Below are 16439 nucleotides of genomic sequence, written 5' to 3' on the forward strand. Positions count from 1 at the left end.
TATCCCATCCACACTTTCTGTGGATAAGTCTTGGGAAAACCGTTGGCGATCGCGTGGTAATCGGCGCAAGGCCTGGAATTGCCACGAATTGTTCAATTTTTAACCTAGCTATCATGCAAGGATACGTGCACGATTTCCCAACGGCGGCCAGAATAGCACAGCCTTGGGGCGCTGGCCGCGCCGCCGCTGGATACGTATAATCTAGCCCTCTACAGATAGGGCCGCCCGGGTCAGGGCCGCCCGGCCTCGGGCCTTACCCGACCTCATTCCCAATTTCGGTGACGGACGCGCCGAGGCTCTTGCAGTCTCGGCCTATTGTTATGACGAAGAAACTCTTCATCAAGACCCACGGCTGCCAGATGAACGAGTATGACTCCGCCCGCATGGCGGATCTGCTCGGCGATTCCCACAAGATGGAAATAACCGACGACGAGCGTGACGCCGACGTCATCCTGCTCAACACCTGCTCGATCCGCGAGAAGGCGCAGGAAAAGGTCTTTCACCAGCTCGGTCGCTGGAAGAAGCTCAAGGAAAAGAACCCTGATCTAGTGATCGGCGTCGGCGGCTGCGTGGCCAGCCAGGAAGGCGAGGCGCTGCGCAAGCGTGCGCCCTACGTCGACATGGTGTTTGGACCCCAGACCCTGCACCGCCTGCCGACCATGCTCGATGCCCGCAACAAGAGCGCGGAACCGATCTCGGTGGTCGACGTGACCTTCCCGGAAATCGAGAAGTTTGACCACCTGCCCAAGCCAAGCTCGGACGGCGCCACCGCCTTCGTCTCGATCATGGAAGGCTGTTCCAAATACTGCACCTTCTGCGTGGTGCCCTTCACCCGCGGTGAAGAAATCTCCCGGCCCTTCGAGTCGGTAATGGACGAGGTCATCCACCTCGCCGACCAGGGCGTGCGTGAGATCAACCTGCTGGGGCAGAACGTCAACGCCTACCGCGGCGAAAACCAGCTCGGCGACGAAATCGACCTGGCCGAACTGATCGCCTGCGTGGCCGCTGTCGAGGGTATCGACCGTATCCGCTTCACCACGTCGCATCCGGTGGAGTTCTCGGACTCGCTTATCGACGCCTACGCAGAGATTCCGGAACTGGTCAGTCACCTTCACCTGCCCGTGCAGGCGGGCTCGGATCGTATCCTTGCCGCCATGAAGCGTGGCCATACGGTCGAAGAATACGTCGACAAGCTTGAACGTATCCGCGCGCTGCGTCCGGAGATCAGCTTCTCCTCGGACTTCATCATCGGCTTCCCGGGTGAGACCGAAGCCGACTTCGAGGCCACCATGGATCTGATCCATCGCATCGGCTTCGATCATTCCTTCAGCTTCGTCTATTCGGCGCGGCCCGGCACGCCTGCCACCGAGCTCGAAGACGAGACGCCGCAGTCGGTCAAGAAAGAGCGCCTGGCGATTCTTCAGGAGCGCCTCAACCAGAATGTGATGCAGATAAGCCGGCGCATGGTCGGCAACGTCGAGCGCATCCTGGTCACCGGCTTCTCGCCCCGGGACCCGGGACAGCTGACCGGGCGCACCGAGAACAACCGGGTGGTCAACTTCCGCGCGCCCAACCCGGCCGAGCTGATCGGCCACTTCGTCGACGTGGAAATCACCGAGGCACTGCCCAACTCGCTGCGCGGCGAACTCGCGTCGCCGGCCTGCTACTGAGCCCATTCCACTCCTATTTCCGCCCCTATTGTTGCCCGCTGACGACGTCCTGCCTCGAACAGGCGTCGTCGCGGGCATTGCCCCCGGCACGCCCCGGGCAGTAAGCTGCCGTCATCCATCTCCAACGCACGGGATCCTCTCGACTTGAGCCAGACAACCTCTCAGGCCAATCGCATCATCACCCTGACCCTCGAGCCCAATGACCCGCGGCGCCTGGCCAACTTGAGCGGTCAGCGTGACGAACACTTCAAACTGATCGAAGAGCGTCTGGGCGTGACCCTGCGCAACCGCGGCAACACCTTCCAACTGGCCGGCCCCGGCGCTCGGTCCAAGGCGGCTGCCAACGTGCTCGAGCGCCTGTATCGTGAAACCGAGGCAAGCGACCTCACGCCGGACATGGTGCACCTCTTCCTGCAGGAATCGGGGCTAGAGGCCATCGAGGAAGAAGAGGACGCCATCGGTGATGGTGACCTGCTGATGCGCACGCCCAAGGCATTGATCAAGCCGCGGGGGCAGAACCAGCAGAGCTATGTCGCCAGCATCCGTGCTCACGACATCAACTTTGGCATCGGCCCGGCCGGTACCGGCAAGACCTATCTTGCCGTCGCCGCGGCCGTGGAAGCGCTCAATCGTCAGGAAGTGCGCCGCATTCTGCTGGTGCGCCCCGCCGTCGAAGCCGGCGAGAAGCTCGGCTTCCTGCCCGGCGACCTGGCCCAGAAGATCGATCCCTACCTGCGCCCGCTGTATGACGCCCTGTACGAGATGATCGGCTTCGAGCAGGTCAACAAGCTGATCGAGCGACAGGTTATCGAGATCGCCCCGCTTGCCTACATGCGCGGCCGCACCCTGAACAATGCCTACATCATCCTCGACGAGAGCCAGAACACCACTCGCGAGCAGATGAAGATGTTCCTGACCCGCATCGGCTTCGGCTCGACGGCCGTGATCACCGGCGATGTGACCCAGGTTGACCTGCCCAGAGGGCAGAGTTCGGGGCTCATTCAGGTGCTCGACGTCCTCAAGGACACACAGGGCATCGGCGTGACTCATTTCGCCGCCAAGGACGTAGTGCGCCATCCGCTGGTACAGCGGATCATCGAGGCCTACGATCATTTCGAGGCCGAGCAGGAAGACGCCGAGCGCGCGCGTCGCGAGCAGCGCGAAGCCCGTCGTGAAGTACAGGCCGAGGAACGCCAGGCGCGCAAGCGTCAGGGCCCTGCGGACTACGGTGAATCATCATGATCAGTGAACCTCCGCCAGTCACCGTCGATCGTCAGGTCGCCCTCGAGGCCGCCGACGCCATCGCGGAGCTGCCCACTCAGGACGAGCTGGAGCGCTGGATCAGTGCTGCGCTGGCCCAGCATGAAGGCGAAACGCGCCAGGAACTGACGGTGCGTTTCGTCGAGGTTGAAGAAAGCCAGACCCTCAACCGCAACTATCGCGACCGCGACCGCCCGACCAATGTATTGTCCTTTCCCTTCGAGTCGCCGCCGGGCCTGACCCTGCCATTGCTCGGCGACCTCGTCATCTGCCATGCCGTAGTGGTCCGCGAAGCCCATGAGCAGGAAAAGTCGCTGGCGGCTCACTACGCTCACATGGTGGTGCATGGCACCTTGCATCTGCTGGGTCATGACCATATCGAAGATGACGAAGCCGAGCACATGGAGGCCCTGGAACGGGTCATCCTCTCAGGTTTCGCTATTCAAGATCCGTATGCCGCCGACCACCATCTCGACCTTGGTTCCGAGGAAAAGAGACCCCACGCATGAGCGAAGATCGATCGAGTAGTCATAGCAACAAGTCCTGGCTCGAAAAACTGTTCACCGCTTTCAGCACCGACTCCGATGAACCCAGCTCTCGCGATGAGCTGAGAGAATTCCTCCGTGAGGCCGGCCCACGAATGCGTCTCGATCAGGACGCCCTGACCATTATCGAGGGCGCCCTGCAGATCAGTGATCAGCAGGTCCGCGAAGTGCTGATTCCCCGCTCCCAGGTCACGGCCATCGCCGCTGATCAGCCGCCGGAGGATTACCTGTCGGTGATTCTCGAGACCGGCCACTCGCGCTATCCGGTGATCGGCGAGAACCTGGACGAGGTGAAGGGCATCCTGCTGGCCAAGGATCTCCTGCCGCTGCTCATGAAGAGCCAAGAGAATCGCGACAGCTTCGATCTCACCAACATCCTGCGCCCGGCCATGTTCGTGCCCGAATCCAAGCGCCTGAACAGCCTGCTCAAGGAATTTCGCGAGACCCACAACCACATGGCCGTGGTGGTCGACGAATACGGCGGCACCGCCGGTATCGTGACCATCGAGGACATCCTCGAGCAGATCGTCGGCGATATCGAAGACGAGCATGATACTGACGAAGAAGAGGATATCCGCGAGCTGGGAGACGGCTGCTATGCGATCCGCGCCCTGACCCCGATCGAGGATTTCAACGAGCGCTTCGACACCGACTTCTCCGACGAGGAATTCGACACCCTCGGCGGCTTGGTGATGCAGAGCTTCGGCCACCTGCCCAGGCGGGGTGAATTCGCCGAACTCGGCGACTGGCGCTTCACGGTGCTCAACGCCGACAACCGTCGCATCCGCTTGCTGCAAGCCGAACAGGCCGACACGCAGCCAGCCGAGGAAAGCCGCGCCTGACGGTGATCGCCCTACGATCCTGAAGGTGCGCCGCATGGACGCCACACGAGAACGATGATGAATGAACGACGCCTGAGCCCGGCGATCGGCTATCTGATCGCGCTGATTGCCGGCGGACTGACCACCCTGTCCGCCGCCCCTTTCGCCCTGTGGTGGCTAGCCCCGGTCGCGATTGGCCTGATGTATCTTGGCATACATGCCCTGAGCCCCGGACAAGCGGCCCTAAAGGGCTGGTGCTACGGCCTTGGCCTGTTCGGCAGCGGCGCGTCCTGGGTCTACATTTCGATCCATGACTACGGCTACACCAGCATGCCGGTGGCGGCGATGCTCACTACCCTGTTCGTCACTGTGCTGGCACTCTTCCCTGCCGTCACCCTGTGGCTCTACCGGCGCCTCACCGGGCCGAGGCTGGCGGCACTCAGCTTCGCCGGGGCCTGGGTACTGGGCGAGGTACTCCGCACCTACCTGTTTACCGGCTTCCCCTGGCTGCTGATCGGCACCGCGCAGGTGGATTCGCCCCTGGCCCCCTGGGCCCCGGTGGGCGGCGTCTACCTGCTGTCGCTGATCACCGCCCTGACCGGCACCCTGGGTGTCGAGGCGCTGCGCCGCCGCTTGGCGCCGGCAGCCATCATCGCCGTTCTGTGGCTGGTGCCCCTGGCACTGCCCGGGCAGTGGACCCGCCCCACTGACAATTCTACCCTTGTCGCTCTCCTGCAGGGCAACCTGCCACAGCTGACCAAGTGGAGCGCCGAGGGCCAGCGGGACGCCTGGAACACCTATAGCACCATGACCTCAGGCCTCGCGGATGATACCGACCTGATCGTCTGGCCCGAAGCCGCCCTGCCGATGTTCGAAGACCAGGCCATGCCGCTGCTTGAACGCGTCCAGGCCGGGCTCGCCCCCGACACGGCGCTACTCACCGGCATTCTGCAACGCGATGCGGGCGGCTATTTCAACAGCGTGATTGGCGTCGGCAATGCCAGCGGCCACTACCGCAAGGCCCACCTGGTGCCCTTCGGCGAATACCTGCCACTGGAGAGCCTGTTGAGAGGCGTGGTCGCCTTCTTCGATCTGCCAGCGCCGACGATGACGCCGGCCCAAGGAGCGCAGGCACCGATCCAGGCCGCCGGCCTCTCGATCGGTAGCGCCATCTGCTATGAAATCGTCTATGCCGATCTGGTGGCTTCACGCGCCCGAGACGCCGAGGTACTGCTGACGGTCTCCAATGACACCTGGTTTGGCGACTCACTGGGGCCGCTCCAACATCTACAGATGGCACGGCTCAGGGCGCTGGAGAATGGACGCTACGTGATGCGCGCGACCAGCAACGGCGTCACCGCTATCATCGATGACCAGGGACGCATCACCGCACAAGCCCCACAGTTCACCGCCACCGCCCTCACCGGCGAGGTGCGCGCCATGCAGGGCACAACCCCCTTTACCCGCACCGGCAGCTGGCCAGCCTGGCTCGCCGCCACCCTGCTGGTGCTGCCGGGGCTGGCCTTGTCAGGGCGGCGTCGCCTGGCGACCTAAACGCCTTTCGCCGCTCTTTCTTTCTCACCCTTCTTGCTCAGCCACGACAGCCCCAAATGCCACGAGGCCCGCCAATGGCGGGCCTCGTGGTTTCTGACATCGGCCAAGGGCTCTTGGGCGTCAGCCATCATCTTCGTGGGCACGCTCAGGACTTATCGCTGACCTACCCTTCCTCTGACTGACCCTTACTTACCCTTCTCGGCCTTATCCTTCCTCGGCCTTATTCATCGCTGCCGTCATCAGCGGGCACCTGCCCCAGCACTTCAGGGATGGTTTGGCACACGTAACGCCCCGGCGCCGGCTCGATGATCGACAGCTCGCCCTCGCCTGGCTGTCTTGCCGGCACCATCTTCACGGTATCCGCATAGCCGTTGTCGGTCATCCAGGCCTGCCAGTGCGGCCACCAGGAGCCCTCATTGAAGGTCGCACCCTCGAACCAGGCGTCCGGGTCGACTGGCAGTTCTGCGTTGGTCCAGAAACCGTACTTGTTCTTGTGCGGTGGGTTGACGATCCCGGCGATGTGCCCTGAGCCACCGAGCACGAAGGTAACCGGCCCCTTGGGAAGCTGGGTGCCGCCATAGGTGCTGTTCCACTTGGCGATATGGTCTTCACGAGTGGACACGAAGTAGCTAGGCGTGGAGATCTTGCGCAGGTCGATCTTGACCCCGTCCAGTTCGATGCCGCCGGGCTCGATCAGTCGATTTTCCAGATACATGTTACGCAGGTACCAGCCATGAGTACCGGCCGGCAGGTTGGTGCCGTCAGTGTTCCAGTACAGCAGATCGAAGGCCGCCGGCTTCTCGCCTTTCAGGTAGTTGCTGATATAGAACGACCAGAACAGATCGTTTTCGCGCAGCAGATTAAACGAGAAGGCCATCACCCGGCCATCCAGATAGCCATCGGCTTCCAACTGACGCTCGATGCCCTGCAGCACTGGCTCGTTGAGGAAGACACCGATCTCGCCGGGATCGCTGAAGTCCTGCAGCGTGGCCATATAGGTCACCGAGCGCACCTTACGCCCGCGACGTGTGCTGGTCAGGTAGGCCACCGTCGAGGCGGTCAGGGTGCCCCCGATGCAGTAACTCAGAAGATTTACCGACTTCTCACCGCACGCCTGCTCAATGGCACTCATGGCCTCGATGGGGCCCAGCTGCATGTAGTCGGCCCAGGTTAGATCACGCTGCTCGGGCCCCGGATTGCGCCAGGAAATCAGGAAGACGGTATGCCCCTGATCGACCAGCCACTTGACCAGAGAATTGTCCTGGCGCAGGTCGAGTATGTAGTACTTGTTGATCCAGGGCGGCACCATCAGCAGCGGCGTCTTGAACGTCTGCTCGGTGGTCGGCGCATACTGAATCAGCTGCATCAACTCGTTCTCAAAGACCACCGAGCCCGGTGTCACGGCCACATTCTCGCCGATGGTGAAGGCACTGCGATCGGTCATCTTGACGTTGATGCCTTCCGCCGAGTTGGCCAGATCCTCGCGAAGCTGTGCCAGCCCCTCGATAAGGTTCTGGCCCTTGGTCTCCATGGTCAGGCGCATCACCTCCGGGTTGGTAGAGGCAAAGTTCGACGGCGAGATGGCGCTCACGTACTGGCGAGCGTAGAACTCCAGGTTGCGCTTCTGGTCCGGCGGCATATTGTCGAGATTGCCGACCATGTCCTCGACCAGCCTCGAGAACAGCAGGTACTGCTCCAGCAGTCCTCGATAGAAGGGTTCGTGGCGCCAGGCCTCGTCCTTGAAGCGACGATCATGGCGGGCAGGCTCGATCAAGAGCTCAGTTTCTTCGCCGCTCAGGTCACGCAGGCCCTGCTGCCAGAGCTGCATCTGATCCTGAGCGAGCTGCATTTGCGTATTAATGAGCGTCTCGGGGTCGCTGACCAGGGCCTCGACGCCGGCACGAAAGCTCTCGCGCATGTCATCATAAATGGTCTTGCCGGCTTCACCGGGCAACATCCGCGCCAACATATCCTGCATCAGCACCTGATATTCCTGCCCCATCACTTCCAGCTGTTCGGTCCATTCCTGAAGTTCGGACGCCGACGGCGTATGAAAACCTGACTGCATTGCCCACTCCTGTGATCGAAGCCCTGTGCTCAAAGCCCTGTGCTCAAAGCTCTGTGATCAAAGCCCTGTCTGATCCCAAACCTACTGGTCAAACCACCTTGCTGCCAGCGCCCCGCTGACGGAGCAGTCGATGGCAGCCATCTTCTCTACCTTACGCGGCTCATGCCTGTATAACACAGGCGCCACATGACATACGGTCTATACATATACGCCCATGGCCGGAAAACGCGTGCGTCTTCCGGCCATGGGCGATGTGTAACCAGCGGGGGCTGGCCGCGTGCTCATATCAGGAACTCTTGCTACCGCCGGTATCGCCTGACTTGCTGGCTGCCGAACTCTTGGTGGCACTCGAGGCACTGCGACGGCTGGTCGCGCTGGAAGACGGCTTGGCAGCGGCCTGAGGCGTGGCCTCAGAGGCCTGTTTCGCCGCTTGTGCCGCCTGCTGAGTGGCCTGTGTCGCCTGCTCGGTGGCCTTCTCAGCGAACTGCTGAGTGGAAGCGATAGCCTGCTCGGTGGCGGCCGTCATCTGTTCGCTGGCGGACTGGGTCGCAGAGGCAGCCTGTTTGCTGGCGGTCTCGGAGACCTCGGTCATGACCTTTTCCATCTCGCGCTTGAATTCGAGACTCAGCTCGGTCATGGACTCGGCGTCCTTGAGCAGTTGGGTGGAGAGCTCGTTCATCATCTCCGCCTGACGAGTGCCGAAGTCGCGCATGGCCTCAGGGTCCTTGGCCTCGGAGGCATCCCGCAGCCGCTCGGTACCCAACTGGCTGTAGCGCTTCATGGACTCGAGCTGGAACTGGGTCAGCTTCTCCATGTTGTCGAGCATCAGGCCATTTAGCTTGCGCATCGGCGCGAAGAAGCCCTCGGCCTGTTCCGTGAACTCGGTAAACATCTTGTCCTGCATGGCATCACCCTCCAAGGGTCATGGATGTGGGCGCGAGCCCTCTTTGCTGCACTGCACAAAGCGTAGTCCCGGACGCACGCCTATGCAATAGGTCGCGCTACTTGCGGTGCGACCGTGAACTGGCACTGGCCGGTTCATCGGCCGACTTGCTCTTGCCGGTCTTTTCGCCGTCGTCAGTCTTTTGCGACTTGCTGGATGCAGCCTGAGCCTGACGAAGCATGTCGAGCATCATCTGCTGATAGTTACCGAAGCTGGTCATGCTCTGAGACAGGTTGTCTTGGAAATTGCCCTTGAGCGAATCCTGGAAAGCCGTCGGCATGAAGGGGGTCTTGAGGAAGGGCTGGAGCAGGCTCATGGGGTCATAGCCCTCGACGCCAGCGTCCATCTGCTGCTGGATGCGTGACATCAGCTCGTTATGGAACGCCTCGACATCGGGCAGGCCAAGAGACTGGCGAAATTCGGCAGGCGTGAGGTCAAATTCGAGGTTAATCTTCATGGGCATAGCCAGACTGAGGTATTTGATCTCAGTCTAGCAGCCAGGGGGCCAACACGCGGCCCCCGTGAACTCAACGCAGGTGAGGCGTGTCGACGCTGACGTCAAGATTCTGCGCCCGGTGACGCAGCAGGTGATCGATCAGCGTCAGCGCCATCATGGCCTCGGCGATCGGAGTGGCGCGAATGCCCACACAGGGATCATGGCGACCCTTGGTGACCACTTCCACCGGATTGCCGTGCACATCGATGGAGCGTCCCGGTAGGGTGATACTGGAGGTCGGCTTGAGGGCCAGATGGGCGATGACCGTCTGGCCCGAGGAAATACCACCCAGCACGCCACCGGCATGGTTTGACAGAAAGCCCTCGGGCGTCATCTCGTCGCGGTGCTCGCTGCCCCGCTGGGCGACTGCCGCAAAGCCATCACCGATCTCCACGCCCTTGACGGCATTGATGCTCATCAGGCCATGGGCGAGTTCGGCATCCAGACGGTCAAAAACCGGCTCGCCGAGCCCGGCCGGCACACCCTCAGCCACCACGGTGATCTTGGCGCCCACCGAGTCCTGATCGCGGCGCAGCTGATCCATGTAGGCCTCGAGTTCCGGCACCCGGTCAGGGTCGGGGCAGAAGAAGGCGTTGTCTTCGACCGCCGCCCAGTCCTTGAACTCCATTGTCAGCGGACCGAGCTGGCTCATGTAGCCGCGCACGCTGATGCCCTGAGCCGACAGATAGGCCTTGGCGATGGCGCCGGCCGCCACGCGCATCGCGGTTTCCCGGGCACTGGAGCGTCCGCCGCCCCGATAGTCCCGCCGACCATACTTGTGATGATAGGTATAGTCGGCATGGGCCGGGCGAAACTGGTCCTTGATCTTCGAGTAGTCCTTGGAGCGCTGATCGGTATTCTCGATCATCAGGCCGATGGATGTGCCGGTGGTGACGCCCTCGAAGACGCCTGACAGGATCCGCACCTGGTCCGGCTCGCGACGCTGCGTGGTGTGCCGCGAGGTGCCGGGGCGGCGACGATCGAGATCGCGCTGCAGATCAGCCTCACTGAGGGGGATACCCGGCGGGCAGCCGTCGACGATGGCGCCCAGCGCCGGGCCGTGGCTCTCGCCGAAGGTGGTGACAGTAAACAGCTTGCCGAAGGTATTACCGGACATTGACGTTCCTCAGGGCTCTGGTAGCAGCAGTTCAGGCGAAAGATGCCGCGTAGGCATCGAGTTCCTGGGCGGTCAGCACGAAGACGCCCTGCCCCCCGCGCTCGAACTCCAGCCATAGGAAGGGGACCTCGGGGAAGGCTGCCTCCAGATGGTGATCGGAGTTACCGACCTCGACGATCAGCACGCCGTCATCGCTGAGCAGGCTTCTCGCCTCGCGCAGGATGCGGCGCACGATGTCCAGGCCATCGTCCCCGGCTCCCAAGGCCAGGGTCGGCTCATGGCCGAATTCAGCCGGCATGGTGGCCAGGTCACGCGCATCCACATAAGGGGGGTTGGAGACAATCAGGTCATAGCGCTGACCACCCAGGCTATCGAACACATCGGACGCCACGGCTCTCACCCGTGCACCGACGTCGTGACGCGTGATATTGGCCTTGGCTACCTCGAGCGCATCGGCACTGATATCGGCCAGATCGACCTCGACAGTAGGCAGGTGCAGTGCAGTGGCGATACCGATACAGCCCGAGCCGCAGCAAAGGTCCAGCACCCGCGCCGGCGGCTCCTCGGGGAACCAGGCGGCGAAACCGTCCTCGATCAGCTCGGCGATCGGCGAGCGGGGAATCAGCACCCGCTCGTCGACGTTGAATGCCGCGCCCGCGAAGAAGGCCTCTCCAAGCAGATAGGGCAACGGCCGGCGCGTCTCGATACGCGAGCGCACCAGGCCGACAATGCGTCGCCGCTCCATGGGCAGCAGTCGTGCTTCTAGCACGGAGGGATCCACGTCCCAGGGCAAGTGCAGGGCACCCAGCGTCAACGCTACCGCCTCGTCCCAGGGAGAGGCGGTGCCATGACCGAAAAACAGGCCATGGGTGTAAAATTCACTGGTTGCCCAGCGCAGGCAATCACGCAGGGTGAGTAGGTCCTCGGCGATATTTCCATCATCGAGAATCAGGGTCGAATCGGCATCGGGTCGGGAAGCGGCCACGCGTCGTCCTGTGGTTTATCGGATTGAGATTCAAATCCTTGATTGTACCCGGCCCGACGCCCGGTTCACAGCCGCCACCAAGCCGCTATACTAGCGCGTCATTTACCCATTCAACGTAATCCACGGGGAGCAACATGAGCCAGCGCCGCGGACACCCGGATGATGACGAGGTTTCGCTGTTTCGCCAGGCCCTGGCCGATGCAGGCGTGAAGCCGATGCGCTCGAACCGGGCCGACCCCGGCAAGCCGAAACAACGGCGCCAAGAGGCACTGGCCGAACGCCGTGCCGCCGCCCTCGAAGCCGACAGCTATCAGTTGAGCAGTCGCACCAGCGATGGCCGGGTCGAGCCGGTAAGGCCCTCCGAGTGGCTCGATTTCACCGTCCCTGACCTGCCCCAGCGAACCCGTAGCCAACTGAAGCGCGGCAGCATCGCCTGGGAGGCAGGGCTCGACCTGCACGGATACACCGTCGACGAAGCGCGCGCAGAGCTCGAAAGCTTCATTGCCGAGGCCCGCGCCCAACGCGCCCGCTGCGTGCTGGTGGTCCACGGCAAGGCGCGCAGCGCCAGCGGACCCGACGCCTACCCGGTGATCAAGAGCCACGTGAACGCCTGGCTTCGGGAATGGCCAAGCGTGCTGGCCTTCTGCTCGGCGCGGGAACTGGATGGCGGCAGCGGCGCCGTCTATGTGCTGCTGCGCCGCCGTGGCGAGAGCCTCTAGTCGTACGCGCCTCTCTGTTTCCACAAGTTTTCACAAATAGAGGGCCAGATGAGAACCAGCCAGACGAGAACCAGAAGACATTCGGACTCTAGGGCGCGGCAGGCTCGCTGGTCTCGGGTGTCGTTTGATCCGGCGAGGCAGCCGTCGTGGGGTCGGTCACCGGCGAGACTACCGGGGTCTCGAGCAGCGATGCGCGGCGGGCCCCGGCTCGGCTCGCCACGGGTCCTTCGAGCCGATCGATTGCCTGAGACGCCAGATGCTGGCCAAGCTTGATCAGGGCCTCGGCGCGATGAAACTCATAGGCACCGCAAACCGTCTTGGGTATCTCGATCAGCACATCCGGCGGATAGCCCGCCACCTTGTACTTGGCCAATGCAGCCTGGGTGATATCGAAGGAGGCCAGCATCATGTCGAGCTTGCCCCAGGCCCGCTGGCTGGCGACCTGGGGGCTCTGAGTCTCTTCGGCCTCGTCGAGGCCATTCCCGTTGTCGTTTCCGCTGCCTGAATTGAACAGCCGCTGGGCACGTCCTCGCACCCCGGCCACCCAGCCCGAAAAACCACGCCCCTCAGCCTCCAGGGCCTCTTCACGGGCCAGTTCTTCAGCCACTTCCTCCGCCGGCAGCAACTCTTCAAGGGTTACCGGCCGCGGGCTGTGCGCGGTGGCGTTGACCGCCACCACCAGGTCGGCTTGGGCAGAGACGGTGGGAATGATCGGCAAGGGGTTCATCAGGCCGCCATCGACCAGCACCTGATCACCGACATGGACCGGCGTGATGATGCCAGGCACGGCAATGGAAGCGCGGATGGCCTGCAACAATGAGCCGCTCTGGAACCACACCTCGCGCTGGCGAACAAGGTCGGTAGCCACGGTGGTCACCGGCAGCGGCAGGTCCTCGATGAGGGTATCGCCGATCAGGCTGGCCAGCTTGCTCATCACCTTGTTGGCACGCATGGCGCCCATCGGACTCCAGGTGACGTCAACCAACTTGAGCACATCGAAATAATCCAGCTGGCACACCCAATCACGATAGGCCGGTAGCTGACCGGCGGCATAGATACCGCCTACCAACGCGCCCATCGAGCAGCCCGAGATGGCGACAATCTCGTAGCCTCGCGCCTCGAGCGCCTCGATCACGCCAATATGCGCGTAGCCCCTTGCTCCGCCGCTGCCAAGCACCAGGGCGACACGTTTACCTTCTTTCGTCTTGCCGCTCATCGCTCCCCCTCTGCACCAGCCGTTCGTCTGGTACACCTTACTTCTCGACCACACCGGTAGCGGCCATCTGCCACCATTGTGCGATGCTGCCGACCACTTCGGCCAGCGCTTCGCGCTCAAGATGTAGGTGATGCCCCCCTTGTAACACCCGACGCTCGAGTCCCTTCAGCGCCGCCCGATTCTGTCTGGCGCCCTCCCGCTCACCCAGGATGCCCCGGTCACCTTCGATCAGCAGCGTAGGCGCCTCAATCGCGGCAAGCATGCCAACCACCTGTTCGGGGCAAAAGCGCACCAGCGAAGGGCGCAACAGACGGCCATCGGTTCGCAGCCGGACATGGCCATCCTCCAACGGCTCCAGGTTACGCTCGACCAGCGGCCAGGCCGAGTCGGCATCGATAGGCGTGACGCCGCCCGCAACCCGGGCCGCCACAGCACTCTCTAAATCAGCATAGCGCGGTGACGGTGAGCTGCGCCGCCGATGCCCCAGCAGGCCACGCCGCAGCTGCTGTGCGGTGTCATCTCCCGGCGTGCTGAGCGTGCCCAAGCCGTCGATCAGCATCAGCCGCTCGACCCGTTCAGGAAGCGCCGCCGCCAGCAGACAGGCCACCCCTGCGCCCATCGAGTGGGCCAGCAGCGGAGCTGACTCGAGCTCCAGACTCACCATCGCATCCAGCACGTCATGGCAGTAATCCCAGATCGCATAGTCGACGCCCGGCGGATGTCGCCGGGAGCGGCCATGGCCGGCGAAATCCAGCACTACGATTCGAATCCCGAGTCGCTCGACCAGCAAGGGCGCCAGTCGTGAAAAGCTCGCCGCATTGTCGAGCCAGCCATGCAAGGCAAGCCAGGTCGGTGCATCGGGCTTTCCCCAGGCCAACGCCGCCAGACGGCCTTCAGCCAGGTGCAGTTCGGTCGGGGTCATCAGGAAGACTCCAGCAGACGATCAAGAGTGGCACACAGGGCCCGCCGACAGGCCTCGGGGTGCTCCATGGGAAACATGTGGCCGCCAGGCACCAACTCCACTGGCACCCCACGGCGTGCAAACCGCCGTCGGCGGCGTGCCGTGAGCAGGTCCGACTCGCGGCCCGCCAACAGTGCCAGCGGCACCTTTAACCGCTTGGGTAGCCCCCGCAGGTGATCGGGCAGATGGCGAAAGATCGCCACCTCGGTATCGGGGGAAAAGGCCAGGCCGACGCCGCCACCGTCATAATGGCGCGCAGCACCGGCCAGGTAGTCGCTAAAGGCTTCCGGCGTAAAGCCCCGGAAAAGGCCCTTACGCCGTAGGTCGTCACTCATCGCCTGGTGATCCGGCCAGTGCGCTCGGCGCCCCAAACTGCGACCCGCCGGCGTGATGCGATCGACAAAGCCGGTGCGCTTGGCAACCTTGATGGCCAACGCATCGAGGCCCAGCATCAACGGCGGATCCATGGCGACCACGCAGCGAAAACGCTCCGGCGCCTTCTCCGCCGCCATCGCCATCAGTACGCCACCCAGCGAGTGCCCGACGCCGATCACCTGGGTGTCCCCCTCAGGCAGACGTGACAGCAGCTCATCACGGAGCGCCAACCAGTTATGCCCTACCGGAAAGTGCGGGTGATGGCCAAGCTGCTCTAGAGGGTGAAGGGCGAACCGCTCGCCCAGCGGTGCCAAGAGGCTCTGGTAGCTGCGCCCGGTGAAGCCATTGGCGTGGGCGAAGACCAGCGGGAGCTTGGGGGCGCGCTCACTGGAGGCGACGGGAGAGGCAGTGCCAGCCCAGTCGGAAGCATGACGCTGGGGCATGAAATCATCCTGGTCAGTGGAAACTAGCAGGCTAACGGGATTACCATACCCCGCTTAGCCGCTACTGAGCCAGTATAAAACGACTGTTTGACTTTCAAGCCGTCCATTAGTCATGACTGGACAGCCAAGCGCGCTCGCCGCTCACTTCCCTCATTTTGGAGACCGCCGTGTCAAAGCCGCGTCCCCCTCGCGACACCCGCCTACGCAATGCCGTCTTCTTTACCGCCGTGGTCGCGGCGTTCGTCGTCGGCCGCTGGCTGGCGATCTAGGGAGCACTTACAGGCATGAACCTTCTAGCGGTCTTCCAGCACACCCTCAACGTCACCCTGCCGGTCTTTGCCATGGTGTTCATCGGCATTGGCCTGAAACGCTGGGGCTGGATCGACCCGGCCTTCGTTTCCACCGCATCAAAGCTGGTGTTCAAGGCCACATTGCCGACTCTGGTCTTCATGAGCATCGTCCAGGCCGATCTCGAGGCGAGCCTGAATCCGGGCATGCTGGTTTTTTTCGCTCTCGCCACCCTGGCAAGCTTCGTACTTGCCTGGGGCTGGGCCAACTGGCGCGTGGCGCGAGCGGACCGCGGGGTCTATATCCAGGGCGCCTTTCGCGGCAATTGCGGCATCGTCGGCCTGGCACTGGCGGCCAGCATGTACGGCGACTACGGCCTCTCGGCGGGCGGGTTGCTGCTAGGGGTGGTGATTATCAGCTATAACGCCCTGTCAGTGGTGGCGCTGAGCACTTTTCAGGAGGGTCAGGCGGCGGACTGGCGCAGCATCCTTGGGCATATCGCCAAGAATCCACTGATTCTTGCCGTGGTGGCCGCCTTGCCGGTCGCGCTCTCGGGACTGACGCTGCCGGGCTGGCTGCTGACGACCGGCGACTACTTCGCTTCCCTGACCCTGCCACTGGCCCTCATCTGCGTGGGGGCCACGCTATCGGTCAGCGCCCTGCGCAACGACAGCACCACCGCCGTCAGCGCCAGCCTGATGAAGATGGCCATCCTGCCGGCGCTCGCCACATCTGGAGCCTGGCTGGTGGGCTTCACGGGCCGCGAACTGGGAGTGCTATTCCTGTTCTTCGCAAGCCCTACAGCGGCCGCCAGCTTCGTGATGGTCAAAGCGATGAACGGGAATGCAAAGCTCGCCGCCAACATCATCGCTATCAGCACCCTGCTGGCCAGCCTGACCATCACCGGTGGCGTATTCGGCCTCCGCGTCGCCGGACTGATCTAGCCAAACTTATCCTGCAACACCTCTAGCCAAGTAC

Annotated in this window: 15 protein-coding genes; 7 read left to right on the top strand and 8 right to left on the bottom strand. The window is 63.0% G+C overall.

The genetic code is table 11. The features are described 5' to 3' along the window. Positions 1 to 320: 320 nt before the first annotated feature. The 5 genes from miaB (at position 321) to lnt (ending at position 5850) form a co-directional block, all read left to right on the top strand. Positions 321 to 1670, top strand: coding sequence for a tRNA (N6-isopentenyl adenosine(37)-C2)-methylthiotransferase MiaB (miaB, locus tag BCL93_RS06895; protein ID WP_112054475.1), 1350 nt, complete (start codon positions 321 to 323; stop codon positions 1668 to 1670). Between the two features lie 144 nt (positions 1671 to 1814). After that, entirely contained in the window at positions 1815 to 2912 is a 1098-nt protein-coding gene (locus BCL93_RS06900) for a PhoH family protein (RefSeq protein WP_112054477.1), read from the top strand. Continuing rightward, the gene (gene ybeY / locus BCL93_RS06905) at positions 2909 to 3439 is read left to right on the top strand and encodes an rRNA maturation RNase YbeY (RefSeq protein ID WP_112054479.1); all 531 of its coding nucleotides are present in this window, start codon (positions 2909 to 2911) and stop codon (positions 3437 to 3439) included. The genes BCL93_RS06900 and ybeY overlap by 4 nt, the downstream gene beginning before the upstream one ends. Next, positions 3436 to 4317 (top strand): HlyC/CorC family transporter, encoded by an 882-nt coding sequence (locus tag BCL93_RS06910; protein WP_112054481.1) that lies wholly within the window; start codon positions 3436 to 3438, stop codon positions 4315 to 4317. The genes ybeY and BCL93_RS06910 overlap by 4 nt, the downstream gene beginning before the upstream one ends. Positions 4318 to 4371: 54 nt before the next feature. Further along, positions 4372 to 5850, top strand: a complete 1479-nt coding sequence (lnt, locus tag BCL93_RS06915) for an apolipoprotein N-acyltransferase (protein WP_112054482.1) — start codon at positions 4372 to 4374, stop codon at positions 5848 to 5850. A 220-nt stretch (positions 5851 to 6070) separates the two neighbouring features. Here the strand turns inward: lnt and phaC are convergent, their stop codons facing one another. The 5 genes from phaC to prmB form a co-directional block, all read right to left on the bottom strand. Then, positions 6071 to 7918, bottom strand: a complete 1848-nt coding sequence (phaC, locus tag BCL93_RS06920) for a class I poly(R)-hydroxyalkanoic acid synthase (RefSeq protein WP_112054484.1) — start codon at positions 7916 to 7918, stop codon at positions 6071 to 6073. Between the two features lie 286 nt (positions 7919 to 8204). Next, positions 8205 to 8822, bottom strand: coding sequence for a phasin family protein (locus tag BCL93_RS17620; RefSeq protein WP_112054744.1), 618 nt, complete (start codon positions 8820 to 8822; stop codon positions 8205 to 8207). Positions 8823 to 8919: 97 nt separating this feature from the next. Next, a complete protein-coding gene (locus BCL93_RS06930; protein WP_112054486.1) occupies positions 8920 to 9318 on the bottom strand; it encodes a hypothetical protein in 399 nt (132 codons plus the stop codon). Between the two features lie 70 nt (positions 9319 to 9388). Further along, positions 9389 to 10474: a chorismate synthase gene (gene aroC, locus BCL93_RS06935; RefSeq protein WP_112054488.1), complete on the bottom strand. Its 1086-nt coding sequence runs from the start codon at positions 10472 to 10474 to the stop codon at positions 9389 to 9391. Positions 10475 to 10505: 31 nt separating this feature from the next. After that, positions 10506 to 11459 (bottom strand): 50S ribosomal protein L3 N(5)-glutamine methyltransferase, encoded by a 954-nt coding sequence (gene prmB, locus BCL93_RS06940; protein ID WP_112054490.1) that lies wholly within the window; start codon positions 11457 to 11459, stop codon positions 10506 to 10508. Between the two features lie 134 nt (positions 11460 to 11593). Here prmB and BCL93_RS06945 point away from each other — a divergent pair, with 134 nt between their 5' ends. Next, a complete protein-coding gene (locus BCL93_RS06945) occupies positions 11594 to 12178 on the top strand; it encodes a Smr/MutS family protein (RefSeq protein WP_112054492.1) in 585 nt (194 codons plus the stop codon). An 88-nt stretch (positions 12179 to 12266) separates the two neighbouring features. On the opposite strand, the gene BCL93_RS06950 is transcribed toward BCL93_RS06945, so the two are convergent. Genes BCL93_RS06950 through BCL93_RS06960 form a run of 3 tightly spaced genes read right to left on the bottom strand, consistent with a single transcriptional unit; the run spans position 12267 to position 15173 of the window. Next, a complete protein-coding gene (locus BCL93_RS06950; protein WP_112054494.1) occupies positions 12267 to 13394 on the bottom strand; it encodes a patatin-like phospholipase family protein in 1128 nt (375 codons plus the stop codon). A 37-nt stretch (positions 13395 to 13431) separates the two neighbouring features. Beyond that, complete coding sequence (locus BCL93_RS06955; RefSeq protein ID WP_112054496.1) at positions 13432 to 14316, bottom strand: alpha/beta fold hydrolase; 885 nt, start codon at positions 14314 to 14316, stop codon at positions 13432 to 13434. Further along, entirely contained in the window at positions 14316 to 15173 is an 858-nt protein-coding gene (locus BCL93_RS06960) for an alpha/beta fold hydrolase (protein ID WP_112054497.1), read from the bottom strand. Before BCL93_RS06960 ends, BCL93_RS06955 begins: the two co-directional genes overlap by 1 nt. Positions 15174 to 15457: 284 nt before the next feature. On the opposite strand from BCL93_RS06960, the gene BCL93_RS06965 reads away from it, so the two are divergent. Further along, positions 15458 to 16405 (top strand): AEC family transporter, encoded by a 948-nt coding sequence (locus BCL93_RS06965; protein WP_112054499.1) that lies wholly within the window; start codon positions 15458 to 15460, stop codon positions 16403 to 16405. Positions 16406 to 16439 lie beyond the last annotated feature (34 nt).

The sequence above is a fragment of the Onishia taeanensis genome (genome assembly GCF_003268885.1).
Classification (GTDB): domain Bacteria; phylum Pseudomonadota; class Gammaproteobacteria; order Pseudomonadales; family Halomonadaceae; genus Onishia; species Onishia taeanensis_A.

Coding starts and splice junctions, on each gene's coding strand:
- BCL93_RS06965 (WP_112054499.1), top strand. CDS start 15,458: ATGAACCTTCTAGCGGTCTTCCAGCACACCCTCAACGTCACCCTGCCG.
- BCL93_RS17620 (WP_112054744.1), bottom strand. CDS start 8,822: ATGCAGGACAAGATGTTTACCGAGTTCACGGAACAGGCCGAGGGCTTC.
- BCL93_RS06955 (WP_112054496.1), bottom strand. CDS start 14,316: ATGACCCCGACCGAACTGCACCTGGCTGAAGGCCGTCTGGCGGCGTTG.
- ybeY (WP_112054479.1), top strand. CDS start 2,909: ATGATCAGTGAACCTCCGCCAGTCACCGTCGATCGTCAGGTCGCCCTC.
- aroC (WP_112054488.1), bottom strand. CDS start 10,474: ATGTCCGGTAATACCTTCGGCAAGCTGTTTACTGTCACCACCTTCGGC.
- BCL93_RS06950 (WP_112054494.1), bottom strand. CDS start 13,394: ATGAGCGGCAAGACGAAAGAAGGTAAACGTGTCGCCCTGGTGCTTGGC.
- phaC (WP_112054484.1), bottom strand. CDS start 7,918: ATGCAGTCAGGTTTTCATACGCCGTCGGCGTCCGAACTTCAGGAATGG.
- BCL93_RS06930 (WP_112054486.1), bottom strand. CDS start 9,318: ATGAAGATTAACCTCGAATTTGACCTCACGCCTGCCGAATTTCGCCAG.
- lnt (WP_112054482.1), top strand. CDS start 4,372: ATGATGAATGAACGACGCCTGAGCCCGGCGATCGGCTATCTGATCGCG.
- BCL93_RS06960 (WP_112054497.1), bottom strand. CDS start 15,173: ATGCCCCAGCGTCATGCTTCCGACTGGGCTGGCACTGCCTCTCCCGTC.
- miaB (WP_112054475.1), top strand. CDS start 321: ATGACGAAGAAACTCTTCATCAAGACCCACGGCTGCCAGATGAACGAG.
- BCL93_RS06945 (WP_112054492.1), top strand. CDS start 11,594: ATGAGCCAGCGCCGCGGACACCCGGATGATGACGAGGTTTCGCTGTTT.
- BCL93_RS06910 (WP_112054481.1), top strand. CDS start 3,436: ATGAGCGAAGATCGATCGAGTAGTCATAGCAACAAGTCCTGGCTCGAA.